Raw genomic sequence first — 13117 nt, 5'->3', positions numbered from 1 at the left:
CAGCGGCGCGATAGCGTGTCGGTTTGAGCGGGTTAAGTGGTGGATTTGGCTGGTGTAAGTCACGGGAAGGGGATCCTTTGTGATCCACCTTCTGTTTCCCTCCCGGTGGGCGTACAATGCCGTTGCCCCCAAAGGAATGCAGAATAATCAGAGGAATAACATGAGCAACGAGATCAAGACTCAGGTCGTCGTACTCGGCGCAGGCCCGGCAGGCTACTCCGCAGCGTTTCGCGCTGCCGATCTTGGCCTGGAAACCATCATCATCGAACGTTACAACACCCTAGGTGGGGTCTGTCTCAACGTCGGTTGTATCCCTTCCAAGGCGTTGCTGCATATGTCGAAGGTGATCGAGGAAGCCAAGATGGTCTCCAGCCATGGGATCAGCTTCGGTGCGCCTGAGATCGATCTGGATAAGATCCGCAGCTACAAAGAGGGCGTGATCGGTCAGCTGACCGGTGGGCTCGGTGGCATGGCCAAGATGCGTAAGGTGAAGATCGTGCAGGGCAAAGGCCAGTTCACCGGCGCGCACAGCATTGAGGTGGTGGCTGACGATGGCAAGATCACCACGGTGAAATTTGATAACGCCATCATCGCGGCGGGCTCCCGCCCCATCGAGCTGCCATTCATTCCCCATGAGGATCCGCGGATCTGGGACTCCACCGATGCGCTGGAGCTGAAGTCGATCCCCGAGCGTCTGCTGATCATGGGCGGTGGGATCATCGGCCTGGAGATGGGCACTGTGTATGAGTCACTGGGCTCCAAGGTCGAGGTGGTGGAGATGCTGGATCAGGTGATCCCCGCGGCCGATAAGGATGTGGTCAAGCCGTTTGTGCGCCGCATGAACAAGCGTTTCCACTTTATGTTGGAAACCAAGGTGACTGCGGTCGAGGCCAAGGAGGACGGGATCTACGTCGCCATGGAAGGCAAGAAAGCCCCGGCTGAGCCGCAGCGATACGATGCGGTGCTGGTGGCGATCGGCCGAGCCCCCAATGGCAAGCTGCTGGCGGCGGAGAATGCTGGGGTAGCGGTGGATGAGCGCGGCTTTATCCAAACCGACAAGCAGATGCGCACCAATGTGGCCCATATCTACGCCATTGGCGATATCGTCGGTCAGCCAATGCTGGCGCACAAAGGGGTGCACGAGGGCCATGTGGCGGCTGAGGTGATCGCGGGCAAGAAGCATTACTTCGATCCTAAGGTGATCCCGTCTATCGCCTATACCGATCCCGAGGTGTCCTGGGTGGGCCTGACGGAGAAGGAAGCCAAGGCGCAGGGCGTTAATTATGAAACGGCGACCTTCCCCTGGGCGGCCAGCGGCCGTGCGATCGCCTCGGATTGCTCGGATGGCATGACCAAGCTGATCTTCGATAAGGACAGCAACCGGGTGATCGGGGGGGCCGTGGTCGGCACCAACGGCGGTGAGCTGCTGGGTGAGATCGGCCTGGCGATCGAGATGGGCTGTGATGCGGAAGATCTGGCCCTGACCGTGCATGCGCACCCGACCTTGCATGAGTCGATCGGGTTGGCGGCCGAGGTGTATGAGGGCAGCATCACCGATCTGCCCAACCCCAAAGCCAAGAAAAAACGCTAAACCTATCTGCGTACTGATGGGATGAAAAGGCGATCTTCGGATCGCCTTTTTGATGGATGAAAATTGACCTAAATTCGCGTAACGTAAGCAAAAAGGACTTAACGTACAACGGATTGACGTGATCAGATTCCTGTTAGCTTTGTTGTGGCTGAGCAGTGCCATGGCGTACGCCGATGTCTACCGGGTCTTTGGCAGTGAGCAGGGTTTGCTAAATCAGACCATGACCGCGGCTGCGGAGGATCCCGATGGTCTGCTGTGGGTCGGCACCGAGGATGGCCTCTATCGGATCAGCGATCGCCTGATCCGGCGCATCGATCTGCAGGAGGATCAGCGGCTGCTGCCCAATCCGGTGATCCTAGCGCTGTTGCCGCTGCGGGATCATCGTCTGTTGATCAGCACCGCTCAGCAACTGGCGGTGTATCACATCGCGGAAAATCGGATGGAGTTGCTTGCCGAGCGCCTGCCGGCCCTGAGCGATCCGATCTCAACCCGCCACTTTTTTCAGGATCGGCATGGTCAGATCTGGTTCGTCAGCGGCCAGGGCCAGCTGTTTACCTTGGATGGCTCCCTCAGCGAACTCACCCTATTGAATACCCTGCCGGCGCAGATGCGCTGGAAACGGGTGTGGGTGCAAGACAACGGGACGTTGTGGCTGATGGGGCAATACCAGTTATGGCAGCTCGATGCGCAAGGGCAGGTGTTGCAGCGGGATCTGTGGCAGCCGGAGCGGGGGGAGCTGTACAGCATCGCGGAGGATCTGCCCGAGCGAGCCTTGTTGGCCTCGACTGGTGGGTTGTTTGCGCTGGATCTGCTGGGGCAGAAGGTGGAGCCAGAGCCGATCTGGGATCAGCTGGTGTGGGATCTGGCGATCAACGGCTACGGCGATCGCTGGTTGCTCAGTCGGGGCCAGCTCTGGTTCTGGCCGGCGCAGGCCGCTGAGCCGGAACGGGTTGAGCAGCCGTGGCAAGCGGAGTTTCGTACCGAGCTGGTGGGGAAGCTGCATCTGGATGGCCGCGGGCGACTCTGGTTGCTGAGCGATTATGAGGGGGTGCTGGGCTACCGACCCGCGGCGGAGTTTGTACTCGATCGCTTTGGCCGCCAGCGCTACCCGGCTATGAGCAATGATACGGTGTGGTCGATCTTTGCCGAAGGCGACGAGCTCTATCTGGGTACGGACGGTGGGATCCAATGGTTTGATCGCGCACTCGGCACCCACCGTTTGTTAACCCTGCCGGGGTTGTCGGAGACCGGCTCGGTATGGGCGTTGTTGGCGCACGGTGAGCGGGATCTGTTGATCGGCAGCTCGGATGGGTTATACCGGCTCGATCGGGTGGATAAATCGGTGGAAAGGCTGGATCCCGCCGGTGAGTTGGCAATGCGGGATCGCCGGATCTGGCAGTTGGTGGCTGATGGCGCATCGGTTTGGCTGCTCACCGATCTGTACGCGTACCGTTGGTGGCCCGGGCAGCAGCGGCTGGAGCCTCTGTCGCTGGCGGATCAACTGGTCAGCGGTCTGCGCAATGTGGTGCGCGATGGCGATGGGGTGTTGTGGCTCGGCGGGCAAGACATCTGGGGTTATCTCGATGAAGATGATCAGTACCATTCGCTGTTAGCGCTGCTGCCGGAGTCGGAGCGCAGCCATGAGATCAGCATGATCCTGCCCCTGTCGTCCCAGCGGATCTGGTTTGGCAGCTTTGGCCGTGGGATCTGGCAATACGACAGTCGCTGGCAGGATCTGCTGCCCATCGGCAGCCATTGGGGGATCCAGTGTGACAACCCGAACTTTGCCGTGCCGTGGCAGAGCAAGGTGATCCTGGGGTGCGACACGTATCTGTATGAGATCGATCCCGTGTTGGACGAGGTGATCGGCTTGGATCAATACGATGGTCTGGGGATCACGGACTTTAATGAGGGCGCGTTGTTTGCCGATCCACACCTAGGCTTGATGGTGGGCAGCGTGCGCGGCATGACGATCCTAGATCCGGATCGGATGTCAGTGGTGGGGCGGGGGGAACGGCCGATCGTCGAATCGCTCAATGTTCATCTGGACGATGGCCGCACTATCCTGGCCTTGCGGCCGGAGGCGGAAGCGCTGACGGTGCCGGCGGATCATCGCTTGATCAGCCTCCAGTTTGCCAGCAACCGCTTGCTGGATCCGACCCCGAAGCCGTTCCGCTACCGCCTGATCCACGATGGGGTGGCTGGCGAGCCTGTGGCCTTTTCTCATCCGGGCCAACTGATGCTGAGCCCTTTGCCGTATGGCGCGTATGTGCTGGAGCTGTATGGCGCCAAGCAGGGGGTTCGGTATGACTTGCCGAGTCGGGTTCATTTTACCGTGGCGGCGCATTGGTGGCAGTTGCGGCCGGTGCATTGGGCGGGGTTGGCGCTGATCCCGCTGGCGCTGTTGTGGCTGTTGCGCGCCTTGCTACGGCGCCGTCGGGTGCGGTTGCAGGCGCTGCAGCAGTTGGATCAGAGCCAGCGCAAGCTGAAGCTGGCGCTGAGCGCGAGTCGGGCCGACACGTGGGAGTGGGGAGCCAGCAGCAATCAACTGCAGTTGCGGGATAGGCAATGCCTATTTAGCGCGGATGGCATGCGCACCTCATTGGATCTCGATGCCCTGTCGATCCATCCGGATGATCGGCTGCGTGTGCGCAAGCTGTGGCGCGATCACGTGATGGGCCATTCGGATCGTTACGAGGCGCGCTTCCGTCAGGCCGATCACCGGGGACGTTGGCGTTGGCTGTGGGCGACTGGGCAGGCGGTCGTGCGCGATCACAGCGGCCGGGCGCTGAAGATGACCGGGATCTACACCGACATCACCGATTCGCGGCGCTTAGAGCAGGAGCATTCCCTGTATGCGCTGGCGTTTGAACATGCGGCAGAGGGCGGGGTGATCCTGGATGGCGGATGGCGGGTGGATGTGTGTAATCCGGCGGCGGCTTCCATGCTGGCGCTGCCGCTGGCGGCGTTACGGGGGAGCAATTTTAGTCAGTTTTGGTTGCCGGAGCAGCCAATGGCGCTGGCGCAGTTGGCGCAACTCGAGCAGGACTGGCAGGGGGAGATCACGCTGCGGGGTCGCGCGGGCAAGCGCTTTCCAGCGCTGTTGAACGTTAGTGTGATACAGCAAGATGGCGTGCGTCGCTGGGTATTGTTGTTCTCCGATATTTCATCACGCAAGCAGGCTGAGTTGGCCTTGGCCCAACTGGCTAATTTTGATCCCCTCACCGGGCTGGCCAACCGCAGCCACTTTACCCAGCAGTTACAGCAGCGTCTGGAGGAGAATCGTTTGCTGGGTGAGCCGGTCGCCTTGATGTTCCTGGATCTGGATCGCTTTAAGCACATCAATGACACCTACGGCCACCCGATGGGGGATACCTTGCTGATCGAGACGGCCAATCGTCTGCGCGAAGCGTTGGGGGAGTCGGAGATCCTGGGTCGATTTGGTGGCGATGAGTTCCTGATCCTGATCCCACACTATTCGCAGCGCAGTGCATTATCGGCCTTGGCGCAGCGCCTGCTGGCGGCGATCGCGGAGCCGTTTGAGTTGCAAGGGCAGGTGTTTTATCTCTCGACCAGCATCGGGATCGCCTGTGCCCCTCAGGATGCCCAGCGGCCCGATGGGCTGATCAAGCACGCGGATCTGGCGATGTATCAAGCCAAGGAAGCGGGGCGCGGCCAGTGCAGCTTTTACTCGCATCAGCGTGATGCGCAGGCGACCTATCAATTGGAGAACGAGCACATTGTGCGTCAAGCGCTGCACCATGATCGATTACAGATGGTGTATCAGCTGGTGTATGACATCGAGCAGCAGCAGCCCATCGGCGCCGAGGCCTTGTTGCGTTGCAACGAGCCTCAGGCACAACAGCAGATGGTGCCGGAGCAGTTTATCGCCTTGGCCGAAGCCAATGGCTTTATCCTTGAGTTGGATCGGTGGGCGCTGAAGCGGGCGTGCGAGCAGTTTGCGCGCTGGGGGCTGGGGCGGCGGTTTACCTTAGCGGTCAATGTTTCCGCTCGTCATTTTCGCCAAGCGGATTTTGTCGAGTATGTGGCCGCCACGCTGCGCGGCTCCGGCCTGGCACCACAGCAGTTGTGTCTGGAGATCACCGAGCGGGTGTTGATGCGCCAGATCAGCCTGGCGCGCCGCCAGCTGCAAGCGTTGCGTGAGCTGGGCGTGTCGGTGGCTATTGATGATTTTGGTACCGGTTACTCCAGTTTGGCCTACCTCAGTCAGTTTGCGGTCGATCAGCTTAAGATCGATCGGCGTTTTATTCAGGGCTTGTCGTCTACGGGGCCGGAGGCGGCGATCGTCCGTACCATCATTGATCTGGGGCGTAACCTGCAACTCGAGGTGGTGGCGGAGGGGGTGGAGAGCCGTGAGCAGCTAACCTACCTACAAGCCAATGGCTGCCATCTGGCGCAGGGCTACTATTTTGCTAAGCCCATGAGTGCTGAGCAGTGCTGTATTCGGTTGCAAGCGTATCGTGATGTGGCGCTGCCGGCGCAATCTGAGTTGATGTTGGAGTAGGGGTCATGCTGCGGCGCTGCAGTCGAAGGGGGGCGCGAGAACGTTTACTGTGTGAGTGCATGCGGTTTGGCTTGCTTTGGCGTTTGTCGGAAGATCTGCAAGGTATTGACCGTGTTCTACACTCAACTGCGATGTGATCAGAACAATTGATCTCGATAGGGAGTGTAGATGAGAACGTGTTACCCATTGATGGCGACGATCTTATTGGCGGGACTGGGCGGCTGTGGCAGCGACGGCAATGATGCTGAGCAGACCGGGCGGTTGAACTTTGGCGTATCCGATGCGCCGGTTCAGGAGGCCAGTGAAGTGGTGCTGGTGTTTAATCATGTGGTGCTGATCCCCGAGAGCGGCGGCGATCCGATCGTGATCGACTTCGCCGCAGAAAACGGGGCGCCCGAGCGGGTGGATCTGTTGAAAAATCCCGGCACGACCGTGCATCCATTGGTGACGGATCTCGAGTTGCCGGTGGGCGATTACCGCATGTGCCTCTATGCCCTGGACGGCGAGGTGGGCAATGCCGATCTGTCCTACGTGACAACCCCAGATGGCACTGTGCCGTTGCAGGTGAATGCCAAAGGCAGTTGCTTTGGCACCAAGCCGGATACCTCTGCGGCGGGTCGGTTGAAGTTGGCCGAGGGCGATCGATTGCTGACCATCAATACCGGGATCAATAACTTCGTCGCGGAGTTTGATCTGCATAAAGGTCTGGTGGATCCGGTGGGGCAGGCGGGTATGTTCATTAAACCCAACTCCGTGACCCTGCTGAATACGGCGGCGGCCGGCAGTATCAGCGGCGCCTTGCCTGAGGCTCAGGCCAGCGCCTGTATCAACGATCTCTCTGCCACCGATCCGATCGTCCATGCCGCGTACCTGTATGTGGGCTCGCTCGATCGTACCGGCATGGGGGATGTGATCGGCAGCGCCAGCTACCCTTCAGGCAGCCCCTTGGTGGAGCCGGCCGCGGTGGCCACGGTGGGCGAGGACGATCAGTATCAGTTTGGCTTTGTGGGTGAGGGCAGTTACAGCATCGGCTACAGCTGTTTGGCGGGGCTGGATCAACCTGAGAGCCATGAAACCGACTTCGCTATCTATCAGCATTATGTGGATGTGACGGTCGTGGCGGAGCAGGAAACCGTGCAAGATCTGCTGGTGATCGCCCCTTAGCATGCACTGAGCTTTGCCGAACGATTGATTAAAAGCGGACGTCACTGGACGTCCGTTTTGTTTATTGGGCTATTCGCCTTTGGTCGTGTAGTCCGGCTTGCTGATTTAAAACTGTGCACAAGATCGCTATACTGCCCCCACCCCCGAAGGATGTGGTCTAGGTCACACAATAGACTGGTACTGCTTTCCAGGGAATAAGAAGGGTAACACGCCTTTTCGGGGAGCTAGCAGCGTGCGTCAGTGATGGATCTCTGATGTGAGATCGGGCGCAGTGAAGCGGTTCCAGCGAGCAGCAACTCATTCTTTTCCTCTGTCAGCACACCACCCCATCCGTTCACAGGAAGTGCAGCTTGTCGTGAGCTTGCCAGCTAGAGAAGGAAGTGAGTTGTGTTAGAAGCCTATCGTGAGCACGTCGCAGAGCGCGCCGCTCAAGGGATCGTTCCCAAGCCCCTCGATGCGCAGCAAACCAGCGAGTTGGTTGAGCTGCTAAAGAACCCGCCGGCCGGCGAAGAAGCCACCCTGTTGGATCTGCTGGAAAACCGGATCCCACCCGGTGTGGATGAGGCCGCCTACGTTAAGGCGAGCTTTTTGGCCGCACTGACCACGGGCGAGGCGCAGAGCCCGCTGATCAGCGCCGAGCGCGCGACCGAATTGCTCGGCACCATGCAGGGCGGCTACAACATTGAGCCGCTGATCGCGCAGCTGAGCAATGACCGCCTGGCCCCATTGGCCGTTAAAGCCCTGTCCCATACCCTGCTGATGTTCGATGCCTTCCACGATGTGGTGGCGTTGGCGAAAGGCGGCAACGCCTATGCACAGACCGTGCTGCAATCCTGGGCCGATGCCGAATGGTTTACCTCCAAGCCGGCTTTGGCGGAATCCATCACCCTGACGGTCTTTAAAGTACCGGGCGAAACCAACACGGATGACCTATCGCCGGCACCGGATGCCTGGTCTCGTCCGGATATCCCACTGCACGCCTTGGCCATGCTAAAAACGGCACGTGAAGGCATTACGCCGGACGTGAATGGCGAAGTCGGCCCCATCTCGACCATCGACTCCCTGACCGCGAAAGGCCACCCACTGGTTTACGTCGGTGATGTGGTTGGGACGGGCTCCTCGCGTAAATCGGCCACCAACTCGGTGTTGTGGTTTATGGGGGACGATCTGCCCGGCGTGCCGAATAAGCGCGGCGGTGGCTTCTGTTTTGGCGGCAAGATCGCACCGATCTTCTTTAACACCATGGAAGACGCTGGCGCACTGCCGATCGAGATGCCGGTCGAGAAGATGGCCATGGGCGATGTGATCACGGTTTATCCCTATGACGGCGTAGTGAAGAACGACGCCGGTGAGGTGATCGCCGAATTTAGCCTGAAGACCGATGTCCTGTTGGACGAAGTGCAGGCTGGCGGGCGGATCCCGCTGATCGTCGGGCGCGGACTGACCGACAAAGCCCGTGAAGCACTGGGTCTGGCTCCGTCTGAGATCTTCCGTCGTCCGGTGGATGTGGCGGCGAGTGACAAGGGCTACACCCTGGCGCAGAAGATGGTCGGCAAGGCCTGTGGTGTTGCTGGTGTGCGCCCGAACCAATACTGTGAGCCGAAGATGACCACGGTTGGCTCCCAGGATACCACTGGGCCGATGACCCGGGATGAGTTGAAGGATCTGGCCTGCTTGGGCTTCTCTGCCGATCTGACCATGCAGTCATTCTGTCACACCGCCGCCTACCCTAAGCCGGTGGATGTGAATACCCACGCGACTTTGCCTGACTTCATTATGAATCGCGGCGGCGTGTCGTTGCGTCCCGGTGATGGGGTGATCCACTCTTGGCTGAACCGCATGCTGCTGCCGGATACCGTCGGCACCGGTGGCGATTCTCACACCCGTTTCCCATTGGGGATCTCCTTCCCGGCTGGGTCCGGATTGGTGGCGTTTGCGGCAGCGACCGGGGTGATGCCACTGGATATGCCTGAGTCGGTTCTGGTCCGATTCAAAGGCGAGATGCAACCGGGCATTACCTTGCGGGATCTGGTGCATGCGATCCCTTATTACGCTATCCAGCAGGGGCTGCTGACCGTGGAAAAAACCGGTAAGAAGAACATCTTCTCCGGTCGCGTATTGGAGATCGAAGGGCTTGAGCAACTGACGGTTGAGCAGGCGTTTGAACTGTCTGATGCGTCCGCGGAGCGCTCTGCGGCGGGTTGTACCATCAAGTTGGGTGAGGCGCCGATCGCCGAGTACCTGAACTCCAATATTGTGATGCTCAAGTGGATGATCGCCGAAGGCTATGGCGATCGCCGTACCATCGAGCGCCGGATCAGTGCGATGCAAGCCTGGCTGGCCAACCCCGAGTTGATGGAAGCCGATGCCGATGCGGAATACAGCGCGGTGATCGAGATCGATCTGGCTGAGATCAAGGAGCCGATCCTGTGTGCACCAAACGATCCGGACGATGCTCGCCTGTTGTCTGAGGTGCAGGGTGAGAAGATCGACGAGGTGTTTATCGGTTCGTGCATGACCAATATCGGTCATTTCCGTGCGGCCGGTAAGTTGCTGGATAAGCACAAAGGGGCCCTGCCGACCCGCCTGTGGGTGGCGCCACCGACCAAGATGGATCAGCAACAGCTGATCGACGAAGGCTATTACGGCATTTACGGCCGAGTTGGCGCGCGTACCGAGATGCCCGGTTGTTCCCTGTGTATGGGCAACCAGGCTCGGGTCGCGGACGGTGCATCCGTGGTGTCGACCTCCACACGTAACTTCCCGAATCGCTTGGGAACAGGTGCCAATGTGTTCCTGGCCTCGGCGGAGTTAGCTGCGGTTGCCTCCATTACCGGGAAACTGCCGACGGTGGAGGAGTACCTGGCGTACGCTAAGACCATTGATGCTCAGGCGGCGGATACCTATCGCTACCTCAATTTCCATTTGATGGAGCAATACACCAAACCTGCGCAAGAGGTTATTTTGCAGCAGCCGGCGTAACTGAGCCGAAGCCCAGGCGCATAAGGGCCTGGGCTTCAGGCGACGGCCGGGTCGGCGTCTGTCTGGCTTTTAACCGTTACATAAAACAGCGCCCCGCTAAAGCGGGGCGCTGTTTTATCTGGCGAAGAGGTTCAGCTGGCTTCGGCCTCGCTGTGGTGGCTGTGCAGGGTTTCTAACAGGCGGTCTTCGAGTTCAAAGCGCTCCTCCATTGCCTGGCCCAGTTGGGACAGCTCCTGATCGAGTTGCATCAAGGTCTCTTCATCCACACCATTGGTGTATTTGTCATTGAAGTCGAGGGCGATGTCAGTACTGGCGCTGATCTGGGGTAATAAAGTCTCCGCTAACGCCATGCTTTTTTTGCCATTACGTTCACAGGCGGAAGCGACCTGATCGTACACCTCGAAGTGGCCGGCAGAGACGTAATCCACCAGTTGATTGCAGAAGGATTTGATCTGCTCCTCGCTGGGCAGGGCACCATCGGCTTTGTCATATGGGGGCAACCCGGCCAGTTGGCAGTAGGTGATCAGCAGTTCTCGGCGATTCTCCAGCCACTGATCGACGAGCTTATTGGCGCCACCCCAAGCGTTCACTGCATGTTCTAATTTTGTCAGCATCGCGTCGTCCTCTTCCAAGCCCTGTTGTCTCTCCGTCCTTCCATTTAAGTCTGTGATTGCAAATCGATCAACGGTTTTTTTCGCTGATAAGAGGATCATGACTGTGAAACGCGGGTTCGCGGAGTTACTTCTGTCCATCAATGGCACCGGACACTCAGGCCAGCGAGAGCCTGAGACGGAGTGGGGGCGGGGTATTGCGCCGGGGGCGCGGTCATTGGGGGCGGCGCAAGGGAGTTTTTTTCGACTGATGTCGGTTCGCCACGATTTATCGCAATGGTTGCATGCTTTGGCGTTTGGTTAATTTGTGGCGTGTCTCACGCGTGCTACGTATAAATTTGCTACCGCGATGCTACAATGGCGCCACATTTGTTGCTGGTTATGCGTTAGGGATAAACAAAATGTCAGAATTAAAAAACGATCGATACCTGCGAGCTTTGTTGCGCCAACCGGTGGACGTGACCCCAGTATGGATGATGCGCCAGGCCGGCCGTTACCTACCTGAATATCGGGCAACGCGCGCCGAAGCGGGCGACTTTATGAGCCTGTGTAAGAATCCAGAGTTGGCGTGTGAGGTGACACTGCAGCCATTGCGTCGTTTCCCGCTGGACGCCGCTATTTTGTTTTCTGACATCTTGACCATCCCGGATGCGATGGGGTTGGGGCTCTACTTCGAAACCGGCGAAGGTCCACGTTTTCAAACCTTGGCGGACAGCCAACGGGCGATTGAAGCTCTGCCGATCCCGGATCCTGAGGGGGAGTTGCGCTACGTTATGGATGCAGTCCGCACCATTCGCCGTGAGCTCAAAGGTGAGGTGCCACTGATCGGCTTCTCCGGCAGTCCCTGGACGTTGGCGACCTACATGGTGGAGGGCGGCAGCTCGAAAGATTTCGCTAAGATCAAAAAGATGGCGTTTGCTGAGCCGGCGATGATGCACTTGTTGCTGGATAAGTTGGCGCAGTCGGTGATCCTATATCTGAACGCCCAGATCAAAGCGGGCGCGCAAGCGGTTCAGATCTTCGATACCTGGGGCGGCGCACTGTCCGGGCCGGCCTATCGCGAGTTTTCCCTGCAGTACATGCATAAGATCGTCGATGGTCTGATCCGTGATCATGACGGTCAGAAAGTGCCAGTGGTGCTGTTCACCAAAGGGGGCGGCCAGTGGTTGGAAGACATCGCGGCCACCGGCTGTGATGCGGTGGGTCTGGATTGGACCGTTGATGTTCGCGCGGCCCGTGCTCGGGTTGGCGACAAAGTGGCGCTGCAGGGCAATATGGATCCTTCGATGCTGTATGCACCGGTTCCGCGCATCGAAGAGGAGGTGAGCCGGATCCTGGGTGAGTTTGGCCCGGGCGAAGGGCACGTCTTCAATCTGGGGCATGGTATCCACCAGCATGCGGATCCGGAACATGCCGGCGCCTTTATTAAGGCGGTGCATGAGCTGTCCAAGCCTTATCATCGTTAAGCGCGGTTGTTGTTAAAACCGTGTCTTGCTAAAGAAACCGGCCCATGGCCGGTTTTTTAATGGGAGTTAGACTCGGTTTGCCTCTGGGACCCTATCGGGTGCGGCCTGCCAGCAGCGAGTTTGGATCGACACTGGGGCGTGCTTAGGCTGACAGGCCCATCGCCAGGATCCGCCGCTGGAGAGCCGGTATCAGTTCGCGCTCAAACCAGGGATTGCGCCGAAGCCAGAGATTGTTTCTGGGCGAAGGGTGGGGCAAAGGCAGCTGTGAGGGGGCCCAGGTTTGCCAACGTTGCACCGTCTCTGTCAAAGTGGAGAATGACGCTAGGTAATGGCGCTGGGCGTATTGACCGATCAGCAAGGTGAGTTCGATATTGGGCAGGGCGTTGAGGATGGGGCCGTGCCATAGAGGCGCACAGCGCGGATCCGGCGGATTATCGCCATGGCGCCCCCGGCCCGGATAGCAAAATCCCATCGGCAGGATAGCGACGTGCGCCGGATCGTAGAAAGTCTCGGGTGGCATGTTGAGCCACTGGCGCAGGCGTTGACCGCTGGGATCGTTCCATGGGATCCCAGTTTGATGTACCTTCAGTCCCGGCGCTTGACCGATGATCAACAGGCGGGCGCGGCCGTCTAACTGAGTGACGGGGTTGGGCTCAAGTTTGTCCTGGCAATGCCGACAAGCATGGGGAGAGATCGGGAAGCTGGCCATCAGTTTGCTCACATCTAGGAGTGGGGTTAGGCTGGTATGCTTTTATTTTTTAAAGATATTTTTTTAATT

8 protein-coding genes are annotated in these 13117 nt (G+C 59.0%); 6 read left to right on the top strand and 2 right to left on the bottom strand.

What is annotated here, in order from left to right:
- The first annotated feature begins 160 nt into the window (after window positions 1-160).
- From lpdA to acnB, 4 genes are all read left to right on the top strand, one after another.
- Window positions 161-1591 (top strand): dihydrolipoyl dehydrogenase, encoded by a 1431-nt coding sequence (gene lpdA, locus ABEA08_RS19310; RefSeq protein ID WP_345337052.1) that lies wholly within the window; start codon window positions 161-163, stop codon window positions 1589-1591.
- A 118-nt stretch (window positions 1592-1709) separates the two neighbouring features.
- Window positions 1710-6116: an EAL domain-containing protein gene (locus tag ABEA08_RS19305; RefSeq protein WP_345337051.1), complete on the top strand. Its 4407-nt coding sequence runs from the start codon at window positions 1710-1712 to the stop codon at window positions 6114-6116.
- A 168-nt stretch (window positions 6117-6284) separates the two neighbouring features.
- Complete coding sequence (locus ABEA08_RS19300; RefSeq protein ID WP_345337050.1) at window positions 6285-7280, top strand: DUF4382 domain-containing protein; 996 nt, start codon at window positions 6285-6287, stop codon at window positions 7278-7280.
- Between the two features lie 387 nt (window positions 7281-7667).
- On the top strand, window positions 7668-10262 hold the full coding sequence (gene acnB / locus ABEA08_RS19295; protein ID WP_345337049.1) for a bifunctional aconitate hydratase 2/2-methylisocitrate dehydratase: 2595 nt from the start codon (window positions 7668-7670) through the stop codon (window positions 10260-10262).
- A 131-nt stretch (window positions 10263-10393) separates the two neighbouring features.
- Here acnB and rsd read toward each other — a convergent pair whose 3' ends face one another.
- Window positions 10394-10876 carry a sigma D regulator gene (rsd, locus tag ABEA08_RS19290; RefSeq protein ID WP_345337048.1) on the bottom strand — a complete coding sequence of 161 codons (483 nt, stop codon included), beginning with the start codon at window positions 10874-10876 and terminating at the stop codon, window positions 10394-10396.
- Window positions 10877-10979: 103 nt separating this feature from the next.
- On the opposite strand from rsd, the gene ABEA08_RS19285 reads away from it, so the two are divergent.
- Both ABEA08_RS19285 and hemE read left to right on the top strand, forming a co-directional pair.
- Window positions 10980-11177: a hypothetical protein gene (locus ABEA08_RS19285; protein WP_345337047.1), complete on the top strand. Its 198-nt coding sequence runs from the start codon at window positions 10980-10982 to the stop codon at window positions 11175-11177.
- A gap of 97 nt (window positions 11178-11274) precedes the next feature.
- On the top strand, window positions 11275-12339 hold the full coding sequence (gene hemE / locus ABEA08_RS19280; protein WP_345337046.1) for a uroporphyrinogen decarboxylase: 1065 nt from the start codon (window positions 11275-11277) through the stop codon (window positions 12337-12339).
- Between the two features lie 142 nt (window positions 12340-12481).
- Here the strand turns inward: hemE and ABEA08_RS19275 are convergent, their stop codons facing one another.
- The gene (locus ABEA08_RS19275; protein WP_345337045.1) at window positions 12482-13048 is read right to left on the bottom strand and encodes a uracil-DNA glycosylase family protein; all 567 of its coding nucleotides are present in this window, start codon (window positions 13046-13048) and stop codon (window positions 12482-12484) included.
- Window positions 13049-13117: the final 69 nt, after the last annotated feature.

Source organism: Ferrimonas pelagia, from assembly GCF_039543565.1.
GTDB classification, from domain to species: Bacteria; Pseudomonadota; Gammaproteobacteria; order Enterobacterales; family Shewanellaceae; genus Ferrimonas; species Ferrimonas pelagia.
Note: the sequence above shows the minus strand (reverse complement) of the source record. Positions and strands in the feature narration are given on the sequence as shown.

What these genes read in the sequence shown, in the direction of transcription:
- lpdA (WP_345337052.1), top strand. Translation starts at nt 161, where the DNA reads ATGAGCAACGAGATCAAGACTCAGGTCGTCGTACTCGGCGCAGGCCCG.
- ABEA08_RS19300 (WP_345337050.1), top strand. Translation starts at nt 6,285, where the DNA reads ATGAGAACGTGTTACCCATTGATGGCGACGATCTTATTGGCGGGACTG.
- rsd (WP_345337048.1), bottom strand. Translation starts at nt 10,876, where the DNA reads ATGCTGACAAAATTAGAACATGCAGTGAACGCTTGGGGTGGCGCCAAT.
- hemE (WP_345337046.1), top strand. Translation starts at nt 11,275, where the DNA reads ATGTCAGAATTAAAAAACGATCGATACCTGCGAGCTTTGTTGCGCCAA.
- ABEA08_RS19275 (WP_345337045.1), bottom strand. Translation starts at nt 13,048, where the DNA reads ATGGCCAGCTTCCCGATCTCTCCCCATGCTTGTCGGCATTGCCAGGAC.